This is a genomic window from Streptomyces sp. NBRC 110028, assembly GCF_001417735.1.
GTDB lineage: Bacteria > Actinomycetota > Actinomycetes > Streptomycetales > Streptomycetaceae > Streptomyces.
On record NZ_BBUZ01000029.1, the window covers coordinates 97,074 to 110,234 of the forward strand.

The 13,161-nt window shown below is 73.4% G+C and carries 14 protein-coding genes; 8 read left to right on the plus strand and 6 right to left on the minus strand.

Annotation, left to right across the window (positions count from 1 at the left end):
* Positions 1 to 66 precede the first annotated feature (66 nt).
* From ASC60_RS21095 to ASC60_RS21105, 3 genes are read left to right on the plus strand one after another with little or no spacing between them, the layout of a single operon-like run.
* Complete coding sequence (locus tag ASC60_RS21095; protein WP_055553284.1) at positions 67 to 843, plus strand: SDR family oxidoreductase; 777 nt, start codon at positions 67 to 69, stop codon at positions 841 to 843.
* Complete coding sequence (locus ASC60_RS21100; RefSeq protein ID WP_055553286.1) at positions 840 to 2,483, plus strand: class I adenylate-forming enzyme family protein; 1,644 nt, start codon at positions 840 to 842, stop codon at positions 2,481 to 2,483. The genes ASC60_RS21095 and ASC60_RS21100 overlap by 4 nt, the downstream gene beginning before the upstream one ends.
* Positions 2,484 to 2,501: 18 nt before the next feature.
* On the plus strand, positions 2,502 to 3,104 hold the full coding sequence (locus ASC60_RS21105) for a TetR/AcrR family transcriptional regulator (RefSeq protein ID WP_079038517.1): 603 nt from the start codon (positions 2,502 to 2,504) through the stop codon (positions 3,102 to 3,104).
* Positions 3,105 to 3,163: 59 nt separating this feature from the next.
* On the opposite strand, the gene ASC60_RS21110 is transcribed toward ASC60_RS21105, so the two are convergent.
* Complete coding sequence (locus ASC60_RS21110; RefSeq protein WP_055553288.1) at positions 3,164 to 4,378, minus strand: acyl-CoA dehydrogenase family protein; 1,215 nt, start codon at positions 4,376 to 4,378, stop codon at positions 3,164 to 3,166.
* A gap of 8 nt (positions 4,379 to 4,386) precedes the next feature.
* Positions 4,387 to 5,409, minus strand: a complete 1,023-nt coding sequence (locus ASC60_RS21115; protein WP_055553290.1) for a phosphotransferase family protein — start codon at positions 5,407 to 5,409, stop codon at positions 4,387 to 4,389.
* Between the two features lie 249 nt (positions 5,410 to 5,658).
* Here ASC60_RS21115 and ASC60_RS21120 point away from each other — a divergent pair, with 249 nt between their 5' ends.
* Positions 5,659 to 6,585, plus strand: a complete 927-nt coding sequence (locus tag ASC60_RS21120; protein ID WP_055553292.1) for an NADP-dependent oxidoreductase — start codon at positions 5,659 to 5,661, stop codon at positions 6,583 to 6,585.
* Here ASC60_RS21120 and ASC60_RS21125 read toward each other — a convergent pair.
* The 4 genes from ASC60_RS21125 to ASC60_RS21140 are packed head-to-tail and all read right to left on the minus strand — an operon-like array spanning position 6,582 to position 8,638.
* Entirely contained in the window at positions 6,582 to 6,902 is a 321-nt protein-coding gene (locus tag ASC60_RS21125; RefSeq protein ID WP_107097132.1) for a DUF202 domain-containing protein, read from the minus strand. The genes ASC60_RS21120 and ASC60_RS21125 overlap by 4 nt on opposite strands.
* Positions 6,890 to 7,321 carry a DUF202 domain-containing protein gene (locus ASC60_RS21130; protein WP_055553294.1) on the minus strand — a complete coding sequence of 144 codons (432 nt, stop codon included), beginning with the start codon at positions 7,319 to 7,321 and terminating at the stop codon, positions 6,890 to 6,892. Before ASC60_RS21130 ends, ASC60_RS21125 begins: the two co-directional genes overlap by 13 nt.
* Entirely contained in the window at positions 7,294 to 7,830 is a 537-nt protein-coding gene (locus ASC60_RS21135) for an NUDIX domain-containing protein (protein WP_055553296.1), read from the minus strand. Before ASC60_RS21135 ends, ASC60_RS21130 begins: the two co-directional genes overlap by 28 nt.
* Positions 7,831 to 7,858: 28 nt before the next feature.
* Positions 7,859 to 8,638 (minus strand): hypothetical protein, encoded by a 780-nt coding sequence (locus tag ASC60_RS21140; RefSeq protein WP_055553298.1) that lies wholly within the window; start codon positions 8,636 to 8,638, stop codon positions 7,859 to 7,861.
* A 218-nt stretch (positions 8,639 to 8,856) separates the two neighbouring features.
* On the opposite strand from ASC60_RS21140, the gene ASC60_RS21145 reads away from it, so the two are divergent.
* From ASC60_RS21145 to ASC60_RS21160, 4 genes are all read left to right on the plus strand, one after another.
* A complete protein-coding gene (locus tag ASC60_RS21145; RefSeq protein WP_055553300.1) occupies positions 8,857 to 10,512 on the plus strand; it encodes an FAD-binding dehydrogenase in 1,656 nt (551 codons plus the stop codon).
* A 100-nt stretch (positions 10,513 to 10,612) separates the two neighbouring features.
* Positions 10,613 to 11,368 carry a molybdopterin-dependent oxidoreductase gene (locus ASC60_RS21150; protein WP_055553302.1) on the plus strand — a complete coding sequence of 252 codons (756 nt, stop codon included), beginning with the start codon at positions 10,613 to 10,615 and terminating at the stop codon, positions 11,366 to 11,368.
* Complete coding sequence (locus tag ASC60_RS21155; RefSeq protein ID WP_055553304.1) at positions 11,352 to 12,083, plus strand: cytochrome b/b6 domain-containing protein; 732 nt, start codon at positions 11,352 to 11,354, stop codon at positions 12,081 to 12,083. Before ASC60_RS21150 ends, ASC60_RS21155 begins: the two co-directional genes overlap by 17 nt.
* Positions 12,084 to 12,114: 31 nt before the next feature.
* Positions 12,115 to 13,158: a glycoside hydrolase family 6 protein gene (locus ASC60_RS21160; RefSeq protein WP_055553306.1), complete on the plus strand. Its 1,044-nt coding sequence runs from the start codon at positions 12,115 to 12,117 to the stop codon at positions 13,156 to 13,158.
* Positions 13,159 to 13,161 lie beyond the last annotated feature (3 nt).

The following is a 13,161-nucleotide window of genomic DNA, read 5'->3' on the forward strand; positions in this document are numbered from 1 at the left end:
AGTCTGCCGGTGAGGCCGGGCCGATCCGGGCCGACGGCCGCGCCGCACCCGAGGAGCGTCTCAATCGTGGAAACCGTGCGTGGAGCGCGAGTTGTCGTCACCGGGGCGGGAGGCGGCATCGGCGCCGCCCTGGCCCGCCGCTTCGCCGCCGAGGGCGCGCGGGTCGTCGTCAACGACCTCGACGCGGCCGGGGCGGAGGCCGTCGCCGCCGAGATCGGCGGCACCGCGGTCCCCGGTGACGCCTCCGGCGTGGTGCCCGCCGCCCAGGACGCGCTGGGCGGCGCCATCGACATCTTCTGCGCCAACGCGGGCGTCGGCCACGGCGGCGGCCCCGAGGCCGACGAGGAGCTGTGGGCGCAGTCCTGGGACGTCAACGTGATGGCCCATGTCCGGGCCGCCCGCGCGCTGCTGCCCGACTGGCTGGAGCGCGGGGAGGGGCGCTTCGTGTCCACCGTGTCCGCGGCCGGGATGCTCACCATGGTCGGCTCGGCGCCGTACAGCGTCTCCAAGCACGCGGCGCTCGCGTTCGCCGAATGGCTCTCCGTCACCTACCGCCACCGGGGTGTCCAGGTGCACGCCGTGTGCCCGCAGGGCGTGCGCACCAACATGCTGGCGGACACCGGAACCGCCGGAGACCTGGTGCTCGCGCCCACCGCGATCGAACCGGAGGACGTCGCCGAGGCCGTGCTCAAGGGCATCGCCGAGAACCGGTTCCTGATCCTGCCGCACCCGGAGGTGGCCGAGTACTACGCCACCCGCGCCACCGACACCGAGCGGTGGCTGCGGGGCATGAACCGCGTCCAGCGCACTCTGGAAGAGACCGAAGAGAGGCCGCCCCGATGACGTCGTACCAGGACCAGCCGTGGCTCGCCCAGCTCACCGAGAAGCAGCGCCGGCCGATCACCCCGCGCCCGAGCGTGCTGCACGCCTTCCGGGAGGCCGTGCGCGACTCCCCTGACCACCCCGCGCTTCGCTACTTCGACGGCCGGGTCACCTACCGGGAGCTGGACGAGCTGTCGGACGGGCTCGCGGGCCACCTCGCCGGGCGCGGCTTCGCCCCCGGCGACCGGCTCGCGATCATGCTGCAGAACACCCCGCACTTCGTGATCGCGCTGCTCGGCGCGTGGAAGGCGGGCGCGGCCGTGGTCCCCGTCAACCCCATGTACAAGGGCGCCGAACTCGCCCACATCCTGAACGACGCCGAGGTCACCGCGCTGGTGTGCGCCCGCACCGGCTGGGAGGCGTACATACGCGCCACGGCCGCGGGCACCCCGGTGCGCATCGCGCTCACCGCCGACGCGTACGACTTCCAGACCCGCGACGACGAGCGGGTGCTGCGCGACGAGCGCGTCCCCGTGCCCGAGGACACCGACGACCTCCTCGCGGCCGCCCGCGCCGGAGCCCGGCCGCCCGCCGTCCCCGAGCCCGCGCCCGGCGACATCGCGCTGATCAGCTACACGTCCGGGACCAGCGGCACCCCCAAGGGCGCCATCAACACCCATGTCAATGTCTCCTACAACGCCGACCGGCAGCACCTCCTCCACGAGCTGCCCCCGGGCTCGGTGATCTTCGCGCTGGCGCCGCTGTTCCACATCACCGGCATGGTCTGCGAACTGGGCGCGAGCCTCGCCGGGGCCGGGACGCTCGCGCTGGCGTACCGCTTCGAGACCGGCGTCGTCCTGGACGCGTTCGCGGAAGCCCGCCCCGCGTACACCGTGGGCCCCTCCACCGCCTTCATGGCGCTGATGGCCCATCCGCGGGCGACCCGTGACCACTTCTCGTCCTTCCGGATCATCTCCTCCGGCGGCGCCCCGCTGCCGCCCGCGCTGGTCGACCGGTTCGAATCGGCCCTCGGCCCGTATCTGCACAACGGCTACGGGCTCACCGAGTGCACCGCCCCCTGCGCCAGCGTCCCGCCCGGCGTACGGGCCCCCGTCGACCCGGTCTCCGGCACCCTGGCGGTCGGCGTGCCCGGCGCGGACACCGTCGTACGGATCGCCGGTGACGACGGCAAGGACCTGCCGTTCGGCGAGCCCGGCGAGATCGTGGTGAGCGGCCCCATGGTCGTCCCCGGCTACTGGCGCCGCCCCGACGCCACCGAGGCCGGCATGCCCGGCGGCGAACTGCGCACCGGGGACATCGGCTTCATGGACGAGGGCGGCTGGCTGTATGTCGTCGACCGCAAGAAGGACATGATCAACGCCTCCGGGTTCAAGGTGTGGCCGCGCGAGGTCGAGGACGTGCTCTACACTCACCCCGCCGTCCGCGAGGCGGCCGTCGTCGGCAAGCCGCACCCCTACCGGGGCGAAACGGTCAAGGCGTATGTGAGCCTGCGGCCGGGGGCCGAGGCCACGCCGGACGAGCTGGCCGCGTACTGCGCGGACCGGCTCGCCGCGTACAAGTACCCGCGGGAGGTCGACATCCTGCCCGAGCTCCCGAAGACGACCAGTGGCAAGATCCTCCGACGAGAACTGCGAGGATGAGAACGGAAAGAGAAGCGGGTGGCGACCATGGCCAGAACGACGAACGGTGACGGACAGCCGGTGCCGCGGCGGCTGCTGGCCGCCGCGACCCGCCTCTTCGCGGAGCGCGGGTTCGACCGGACGTCCGTCCAGGAGATCGTCGAGGCGGCGGGGGTCACCAAGGGAGCCCTGTACCACTACTTCGGCTCCAAGGACGATCTGCTCCATGAGATCTACGGCCGGGTGCTCCGCCTCCAGCAGGAACGGCTGGACGCCTTCGCGGACGCGGACGCTCCCGTGGAGCGGCGGCTGCGGGACGCGGCGGCCGACGTCGTGGTGACCACCATCGAGAACCTCGACGACACCACGATCTTCTTCCGGTCGATGCACCAGCTGAGCCCGGAGAAGTACAAGCAGGTACGGGCCGAGCGGCGCCGCTACCACGAGCGGTTCCGCGCGCTCGTCGAGGAGGGCCAGCGGACCGGGGTCTTCACCGCCGACACCCCGGCGGACCTGGTGGTCGACTACCACTTCGGCTCCGTGCACCACCTGGGCACCTGGTACCGCCCCGGCGGCCCCCTCGGCCCGCAGCAGGTGGCCGACCACCTGGCCGACCTCCTGTTGCGCGCGCTGCGGCCGTAAAGGAAACGCGGCGGAGGGGGCGCCCACCCCGTGGGCGCCCCCTCCGCTCGCCGTCGTGGCTACAGGTACCGCTTCAACTCCCGCCGCGCCAGCGACCGCTGGTGCACCTCGTCCGGCCCGTCGGCCAACCGCAGCGTACGGGCCGCCGCCCACAGCTCCGCCAGCGGAAAGTCCTGGCTGACCCCGCCCGCGCCGTGCAACTGCACCGCCTGGTCGAGGATCCCCACCACCGTCCGCGGTGTGGCGATCTTGATGGCCTGGATCTCGGTGTGCGCCTCCCGGTTGCCCACCGTGTCCATCATCCAGGCCGTCTTGAGGACCAGCAGCCGCAGCTGCTCGACCGCCACCCGGGCGTCCGCGATCCACTCGTGGACCTGGCCCTGCTGGGCGAGCGCCTTGCCGAACGCCTGCCGGGCCACCGCCCGGCGGCACATCAGCTCGATCGCCCGCTCGGCCATGCCGATCAGCCGCATGCAGTGGTGGATACGGCCGGGGCCCAGCCGGGCCTGGGCGATGGCGAAGCCGCCGCCCTCCTCGCCGACGAGGTTCGCGGCCGGGACCCGGGCCCGGTCGAAGACGACCTCGGCGTGGCCGCCGTGGTAGTGGTCCTCGTAGCCGTACACCGTCATCGCCCGCCGCACCTCGACCCCGGGCGTATCGCGCGGCACCAGCACCATCGACTGCTGGCGGCGCACGTCCGCGCCCTCCGGGTCGGTCTTGCCCATCACGATGAAGATCTTGCAGTCGGGGTTCATCGCCCCGGAGATGTACCACTTGCGCCCGGTGATGACGTAATCGTCGCCGTCCCGCTCGATCCGGGTCTCGATGTTGGTGGCGTCGGACGAGGCCACCTCCGGCTCGGTCATCGCGAAGGCCGACCGGATCTCGCCCGCGAGCAGCGGCTCCAGCCACTGCTCGCGCTGCTGCTCAGTTCCGAACTGGGCGAGCACCTCCATGTTGCCGGTGTCCGGCGCGGCACAGTTGAGGGCGGTGGGGGCGAGCTGGGGGCTGCGGCCGGTGATCTCGGCGAGCGGGGCGTACTGGAGGTTGGTCAGCCCCGCCCCGTACTCGGCGTCCGGCAGGAACAGGTTCCACAGCCCCTGCTTGCGGGCCTCGGCCTTCAGCTCCGCCACGACGGCCGGGGTCTCCCAGGGCGAGCCGAGCTTGGCGCGCTGCTCGCCCACGACCGCCTCGGCCGGGTAGACGTGCTCGTCCATGAAGGTCAGGAGCTTGGCGCGGAGTTCTTCGGTGCGGGCGTCGAATGCGAAGTCCATGGGGTGTCTCAGTTCTCCTGGAGGGTGGTGAGGCCGTTGTCGATGAAGGCCGGGACGATCGCGCCGATGCGGTCGAAGCCCGTGCCCAGGGTCTGTCCGAGGGTGAAGCGGTAGTGGATGCCCTCCAAGATCACCGCGAGCTTGAAGTAGGCGAAGGCGGTGTACCAGGCGATGCCGCCGACGTCCCGGCCCGAGCCCTCGGCGTACCGCTGGATCAGCTCGTCCGTCGCCGGGTGGCCGGGGGCGCCCTGGGTGGAGGAGATGGGTGCGTCGTCCAGGGTGGGGTGCTCGCTGTACATCACGATCAGTCCGAGGTCGGTCAGCGGATCGCCGAGCGTGGACATCTCCCAGTCGAGGATCGCCTTGATCCGGTCGTCGGCACCCACCAGGACGTTGTCCAGGCGGTAGTCGCCGTGCACCACGGTGGGCGCGGGGGAGGCGGGCAGTGTCTTGGCGAGCCGGGTGTGCAGCTCGTCGATGCCGGGCAGCTCACGGCTGCGCGAGGCCTCCAGCTGCTTGCCCCAGCGCCGCAGCTGCCGCTCCAGGAAGCCCTCCGGCCGCCCGAAGTCACCGAGCCCGACCTCGGCGGGATCGACGGAGTGCAGCGCGACGAGGGTGTCCACCAGGGACAGCACCACCCCCCGGGTGCGCTCCGGACCGATCGCGGCCAGCTGCTCGGCCGTACGGTACGGAAGTCCCTCCACGAACTCCATGACGTAGAACGGCGCCCCGGCCACCGCCTCGTCCTCGCACAGCAGCACCGGCTCCGGCACCGGCACGCTGGTCGGGTACAGCGCGCTGATGACCCGGTGTTCGCGCCGCATGTCATGGGCGGTGGCCAGCACATGCCCCAGCGGCGGCCGGCGGACCACCCAGCGGGAGGCGCCGTCGGTGACGGCGTACGTGAGATTCGACCGGCCGCCCTCGATCAGCTCCGCGCTCAGCGGACCGCCCACCAGCCCCGGCCGCTCGTGGTCGAGATGGGCGCGGAGCCGCGTCAGATCGAGTCCCGGCGGATTGCCTGCGTTCATCGAATCTCTTCTTCCCTGGGAGGCGGGCGGCGTAGGGTTCACTCCATGTCCACCTCATGATGCCGACCAGTCGGTATGTAGTCCAGTGCGCGGCCGTCACCGGTTCCTCGCGCTGCCGAGGTGCGGGGAGGGCGAGGGCGCGTTCCGGCCCGAACCCGCGCGGGCTGGACTTGCGGTGCCGGTTCCCGAGCAGGAGCGTCGGTAGGGGGAAGCGCCCGGCGACACCAGGAACCGCGAGGAGCAGCCACCATGAAGGCCATCAGCTACCGCCGCTACGGCGGTCCCGAGGTTCTCGAATTCGGCGAGGTCCGGGACCCCAAGGTCGGGCCCGACTCGGTGCTGATCCGGGTCAGGGCCGCCGCCGTGAACCCCGTCGACTGGAAGGCGCAGGCCGGATATCTCGACCCCGTCCTGGACGCCGTCTTCCCGGTCATCCCGGGCTGGGACGTCGCCGGAGTGGTGGAACGGACCGGACCGGCGGTGACCGGGTTCCGGGCCGGGGACGAGGTGATCGGGTACGTGCGCGAGGACTTCCTGTCCCGCGGCACCTGCGCCGAGTACGTGGCCGCGCCCCTGCGCACGATCGCCCGCAAACCGCGGAACCTCACCTTCGAGCAGGCCGCGGGCATTCCACTGGCCGGGCTGACGGCCTACCAGTCGCTGGTCGGCGCGCTGCGGGTCGGCGAGGGCGACACGGTGCTGGTGCACGCGGCCGCCGGGGGCGTCGGCTCGATGGCGGTGCAGCTGGCCCGGCATCTGGGCGCCCGCGTCATCGGGACCGCCGGTGAGCACAACCACGACTATCTGCGGACGCTGGGCGCCGAGCCGACCGTGTACGGGGAGGGGCTCGCCGAGCGGGTGCGGGAACTCGCCCCCGACGGGGTGCAGGCCGCGTTCGACCTGGTCGGCGGCGACGCCCTCACCGCCTCCGCTCAGGTGCTGGCCCCCGGCGGCCGGCTGGCGTCCATCGCCGATCCGGCGGTCCTCGGCGCCGGCGGCGCTTATGTCTTCGTCCACCCCGACCCCGAGGACCTCCAGGACCTGACCGACCTCGCCGAGCGCGGCGCGCTGGGGGTCGAGGTGTCGGCGACGTACCCGCTGGAGCGGACGGCGGAGGCGCAGGCGCGCAGCGCGGAGGGCCACACCCGCGGCAAGATCGTCATCACGGTCGATTAGCGCAGCATCGCCGCACCGCACACCGCCGCGCCCATCACGCAGACCACCGCGGCGGCCGCGGCGCGCGGGGTCAGCAGGGGCGGGCGCGAGGCACCCAGATGGCGGATACGGCGGTGCGCCACGGCCAGGAAGGCCAGCCAGGACAGGACGACCAGCGACAGGGCGAGGGCCGAGAGCGGGCCCAGCCCCGCGTGCAGGGTCTGCCGCCCGGCGAGCGAGGCGGCCACGGCGCAGGCCAGCGTCGTACGCCGCCACGCCAGCCGGGTGCGCTCCGGCTGCAGCCCGGGGTCCCGCGCCGACTGGGTCACCCGCCCCACCCCACGGCGACGACGATCACCATCAGCAGCGCGACCACCCCGACGGCCAGCCCCAGCGTCACCGGGAAGCGCGACACCGGCAGGTCCTCGCCGCGCCGCATGGCCCGCTCGCAGCGGATCCAGTGGTTGATGGCGCGCAGGGCGCACACCGCGCCGCCCGCGAGCAGGACGAGCGCGAGGGCCAGCCGGAGCGGGCGGCCGGTGTCCGGCAGGAACTGGTCGACCGCGAAACCGCCGCCCACCAGGGCCATCGCGGTGCGCAGCCAGGCCAGGAAGGTGCGTTCGTTGGCGAGCGAGAAGCGGTAGTCGGGGGTGTCGCCCTCCTCGCGGAGCCGTTCGGGCGCGAACCACAGCCGGACGCCCGCCACGGCGGCCCCGAGTCTGCCTCCGGTCACGGGGTGAGCCTCTCGCGGCGCCATTCCTTCAGCCGCCGGTACGCCTCCGCGCCGTCCGGGACCCACTCCCACTCGGTGAGCCGCCGCTCCAGCTCCTCGTCGGTGAGGAAGGTGTGCCAGGCGATCTCGTCGGCCTGCGGCGCGACGGGGAGGTCGCAGCGGACCTCGTAGACCCGGGACCACCAGGTGTGCTCGGGGGTGTCGTAGAGGAAGGAGAACAGCGGCACGGGCGCGGGGAGCCCCTGGACGCCCAGTTCCTCCTCCGCCTCCCGCAGTGCCGCCTCGTCGTAGGTCTCGCCCGCCGCGACGACCCCGCCGACGAACATGTCGTACAGCGAGGGGAAGACCAGCTTCCGGTCGGTGCGGCGGTGGACGAAGACGCGGCCCTGGGGGTCGCGCGCGAGGACGAAGACGCATCGGTGGCGCAGCCGGTGGGCGGTGGCGTCACCGCGACGGGCCTGGCTTATCACCCGGTCCCGCTCGTCCACGATGTCCAGCAGTTCGTCGGCGGAAAGCGGCTCCTGATCAGGCATGTGGCCATACAAGCAGATGGCGCCCGGGTCAGCGCGAGGGGCCACCGCCGTAGGGGCCGCCCTGCCCGCCGCCGTACGGGCCGGATCCGGAGCCCTGGCCGTCGGGCCCCTGCCCCTGGTCGTACGGACCGGAGCCGCCGCCCGGGTAGCCGCCGTTCCCCTGGCCGTTCCCCCAGCCGCCCTGGCCCTGGCCTTGATCGCCTTGCCCCTGACCGTCCTGCTGTTCCGCCTGCTGCCGGGCCTGCTCGGCCCACTGCCGCCACGCCTCGGCCCGCTTCCGCCACTGCTCGGCCCCGGACGGCCAGGAAGCGGAGGGCTTGGTCTGCTGACCGGAGGACGGGGTGCGGGGCTCGGCGGCGGGGGTGGCCGGGGCTCGCGTCACCGGCTTGGCGGCGGGCGCGGGGGCCGCGGGCTCGGTGGTGCGCGAACCGCGCAGCGGCTCGTCGCCGACGGCCGAGCCGCCGAACGCGGCGGCCTTCGGCTCCGGCTGGTCGGGGGCGGTGGACGAGGCGTCGGGCCCCGGGGCGGCCTGCGCCTGGCGCGCGTCCTTGCCCATGAGCATGAACAGCGCGGTGGCGGCGCCGGTGGCCGACAGCAGGATCGCCCCGGCGGCCGCCTTGTGCCGCGGATCGATGCGGCGGCGGCGGGCGTGCCGGGGGCCGATGATCTCGCCCTGGAGGATGTGCGGGGTGACGGGGGAGTCACCGGCCTCGATGGGCTGGGGACCGGGGGTGACAAGTGTCGGATTCACGATGCGCTTGTCCGCCTGGTACGGCGGCCCGGGTTGCTCAACGGAGCGGTCAGCCATGGTCGTTGATGATGCCGCTTTGGTTGAACCCTGTCCAATAGAGGTGAGGGATTGTTCCCTTTTGCTGCACAAGAGAGCTATAGCCTGGAGGGTGACGGTGTCCGGAAAGCGCTCTCACCCCTGGCTCCCGGACCAGTTGACGCCGTACTGGCCGGTAGGCAGGATCGGCATCCGACGACCGGCGTCGACCGGCTGACGAGGACGGGATACCACCAACCATGGCGTACGACGCGGATGTGATCGTGGTCGGGGCGGGCCTGGCGGGCCTCGCGGCCACCGCCGAGCTGGCCGACGCGGGCCGCAAGGTCATCCTGCTCGACCAGGAGCCCGAGCAGTCGCTCGGCGGCCAGGCCCACTGGTCCTTCGGCGGTCTCTTCCTCGTCGACTCGCCCGAGCAGCGCCGGCTGCGCGTCCGCGACAGCCGCGAACTCGCCTGGCAGGACTGGCTCGGCACGGCCGGTTTTGACCGCGAGGAGGACCACTGGCCGCGCCGCTGGGCCGAGGCGTACGTGGACTTCGCGGCGGGCGAGAAGCGGTCCTGGCTGTACGCCCAGGGGCTGCGGCTGTTCCCCCTCGTCGGCTGGGCCGAGCGCGGCGGCTACGACGCGACCGGGCACGGCAACTCCGTACCCCGCTTCCACATCACCTGGGGCACCGGTCCCGGCGTCGTCGCCCCCTTCGAGCGCCGGGTGCGCGCCGCGGCCGCCCGCGGCCTGGTCTCCTTGCGCTTCCGGCACCGGGTCACCGGGCTTGTCCGGAGCGCGGGCGCCGTCGACACCGTCACCGGCGAGGTGCTGGAGCCCAGCCGCGCCGAGCGGGGCACGGCCAGCAGCCGCGAGGTGACCGGCTCCTTCGAGCTGCGCGCCCAGGCCGTGATCATCACCTCCGGCGGCATCGGCGGCAACCACGACCTCGTCCGCGCCAACTGGCCCGAGCGGCTGGGCTCCCCGCCCGAGCGGATGATCTCCGGTGTCCCCGCGCACGTGGACGGCAAGATGCTCGGCGTCGCGGAGGCGGCCGGCGGCCGCCTCATCAACCGCGACCGGATGTGGCACTACACCGAGGGCATCGAGAACTGGAACCCGATCTGGCCCCGGCACGGCATCCGCATCCTGCCCGGCCCCTCGTCGCTCTGGTTCGACGCCCGCGGACGGCGGCTCCCGGTCCCGCTCTTCCCCGGCTTCGACACCCTCGGCACCCTCGAACACATCATGCGGACCGGCTACGACTACACCTGGTTCGTCCTCACCCGGAAGATCATCGAGAAGGAGTTCGCGCTCTCCGGCTCCGAGCAGAACCCGGACCTGACGGGCAAGAGCGTCCGCGATGTGCTCGGGCGCGGGCGGGCCGGGGCGCCGGGCCCGGTCCAGGCGTTCATGGACCACGGCGCGGACTTCATCGTCGAGCGTTCGCTGCCCGCCCTCGTGCGGCGGATGAACGAACTGACCGAGGACCCGCTCATCGACGAGGCCGAGCTGCGCCGCGAGATCGTCGCCCGGGACCGCGAGATCGCCAACCCCTACACCAAGGACCTCCAGATCACCGCCCTGCGCGGGACCCGTAAGTACCTCGCCGACCGCCTCATCCGCACCGCCGCCCCGCACCGCATCCTCGATCCCGGGGCGGGCCCGCTGATCGCCGTGCGGCTGAACATCCTCACCCGCAAGACGCTGGGCGGGCTGGAGACGGATCTGTCGTCGCGGGTGCTGACCGACGGCGGGGAGCCGCTGCCGGGCGTCTACGCGGCGGGCGAGGCGGCGGGCTTCGGCGGCGGGGGCGTGCACGGCTACCGGTCCCTGGAGGGCACCTTCCTGGGCGGCTGCCTCTTCTCGGGGCGGACGGCGGGGCGCGCGGCGGCCAAGGCGGTGTCGTAACACCTCCCCGCGCACCGCGCCGGGCGTTCAGACCTGACGGAAGTCTGACGAAAACCCACAGACGATGGCGCGCCGCCCCGCCCGGTGGTGTCATCAGCACATGGACGCAACCCCCGGCGACGACGGGCACAGGGACGGCGCGCGCTACGACGAGCGCGGCGCACCCGTCGGCCGCCGCATCCTGCTCGGCATGCTCGGCCTCGGCGCCGCCGGCATGGCCGTCGCTCCCTGGGCGCAGCGCGGGCTGGAGAACACGCTCGGCGCGGTGTCCGGCAAGGACCCCACCGGGGTGACCGGGCTGCTGCCCAACGGCGGCGGGTTCCGGTACTACTCCGTGACGTCCTCCGTCCCGCACAAGGACGCCACGAGCTACCGCCTCACCGTGGGCGGGCTCGTCGACCGGCCCGCCGACTACCGGCTCGCCGAGCTGCGCGCGCTCCCGCAGGTCCGGCTCGTCCGGGACGTCCAGTGCGTCACCGGATGGCGGGTGCCGGGGACGCCGTTCGAGGGGGTGCGGCTGTCGACGCTGCTGGACGCCGCCGGGGTGAGCCCGCGCGCCAGGGCGGTCCGGTTCACCTGCTTCGACGGCGCGTACTCCGAGAGCCTCACCCTCGACCAGGCGCGCCGCCCGGACGTCCTGGTGGCGCTGCGCATGCGGGACGAGCCGCTGGGCCACGCGCACGGCGGCCCGGTCCGGCTCTATGTCGCGCCCATGTACTTCTACAAGTCGGCGAAGTGGCTGTCCGGCATCACCGTCACCGACGAGGTGCGCCCCGGCTACTGGGAGGACCGGGGATACGACGTGGACGCCTGGGTCGGCAGATCGAACGGACGCGACGATGACCCCACTGCCTGAGACACCCCTGCCCGAGACCGCCGCGGCCCCGGCCGCCACCGAGCGCCGGGTGCGCCGCTTCACGTCCGCCGAGCGCTGGATCCACCGCACCACGGCCGCGCTCCTGGGGGCGTGCGTGGTCAGCGCGGCCTGTCTGTACCTCCCCGCCCTGGCCGAACTCGTCGGCCGCCGCGCGCTGGTGGTCACCGTCCACGAGTGGACCGGCGTCCTGACGCCCGTACCGGCCCTCCTCGGTCTCGCCTCCCGCGCCTTCCGGGCCGACCTGGGCCGCCTCAACCGCTTCGGACCGCACGACCGCCGCTGGCTGCGGGCCGCGCTGCGCCGCGACCACAGCCGGGCGGAGCGCCCGGCGGGCAAGTTCAACGCGGGCCAGAAGGTGTACGCCGCCTGGACCGCGGGCGCGGTGCTGGTGATGGCGGCCACCGGATCGCTGATGTGGTTCACCGGACTCGCCCCGCTCATGTGGCGCACCAGCGCCACGTTCGTCCACGACTGGCTGGCGCTGGCCGTCGGCATCGTGGTGATCGGGCACATCGGTAAGGCGCTCGCCGATCCGGAGGCGCGGCGCGGGATGCGCACCGGGCGGGTCGACCCGCGGTGGGCGGCCCGCGAGCATCCGCTGTGGCGTACGGAGGGCCCGCGTACGGAGGACCCGCGTACGGAGGGCGGCGGCGACGGCGACCGGAACGGCGACAGCGAACGCGACGTCCGCTGAACCGACGGCACGCGGTGCCATGATGCCTCGCATGCGCGAAAGATATCCGGTTAAGTCCGTTGTGCGCCGATTGCTGACGGTCGTCGCATGCGGTGCCGTGGCCGTGGCACCGCTGAGCGGATGCCAGCTGTCCGACCCTCCGCCGCGCCGGAGCGGGCTCTGGGTGAACCCGAACGGCCCGGCCGCCCGGCACGTCCGTGCGCGGGAGGAAGAGGGAAAGAACGGAGCGAGGAACAACGACGCCGAGCTGATCCGGCGGATCGCACAGCAGCCGGTCGCCGAATGGCTCGGCCCGCAGCCCCCTCGCGAACGGGTGCGCTTGATCACCGAGTCCGCGGCCCGGACCGGCACCACCCCGGTGCTGGTCGCCTACAACATCCCCCACCGGGACTGCGGCGGGCACTCGGCCGGCGGCGCGGCGAACGGCGCGTCCTACCGCGGGTGGATCGAGCAGATCGCCCTCGGCATCGGCGACCGCGAGGCGATCGTCGTGCTGGAGCCCGACGCGGTGGCGCAGGTCGTCGACCGCTGTGTGCCCCGCCGCGCGGTCGGCCCCCGGCTGGCGCTGCTGCGCGACGCGGTCGCCGCGTTCGCCGCGCTGCCCCGCGTACGGGTGTACCTGGACGCCGGGAACGCGGGCTGGATCACCAACCCCGCCCGGCTGATGGCGCCGCTGCTCAAGAGCGGCATCGAGCAGGCGGACGGCTTCTCCCTGAACGTCGCCAACTTCCAGCGCACCGGCCGCACCAAGGCGTACGGCCACCGGCTGTCCCGCGCGGTCGGCGGAGCGCACTTCGTCATCGACACCAGCCGCAACGGCAACGGCCCGCTGCGGCGCGGCGGCGCGGCCCGGCACGAGCCCCGCACGGAGAAGGCCTGGTGCAACCCGCCGGGCCGGGCGCTGGGCCATCCGCCGAGCACCCGCACCGGGGACCGGCTGGTGGACGCGTACCTGTGGATCAAGCGGCCCGGCGAATCCGACGGGACGTGCAACGGCGGGCCCCCGGCGGGCCGCTGGTGGCCCGAGTACGCGCTCGGCCTGGCCCGGAACGCCCACGGCCCGGGCCACCACTGAGGC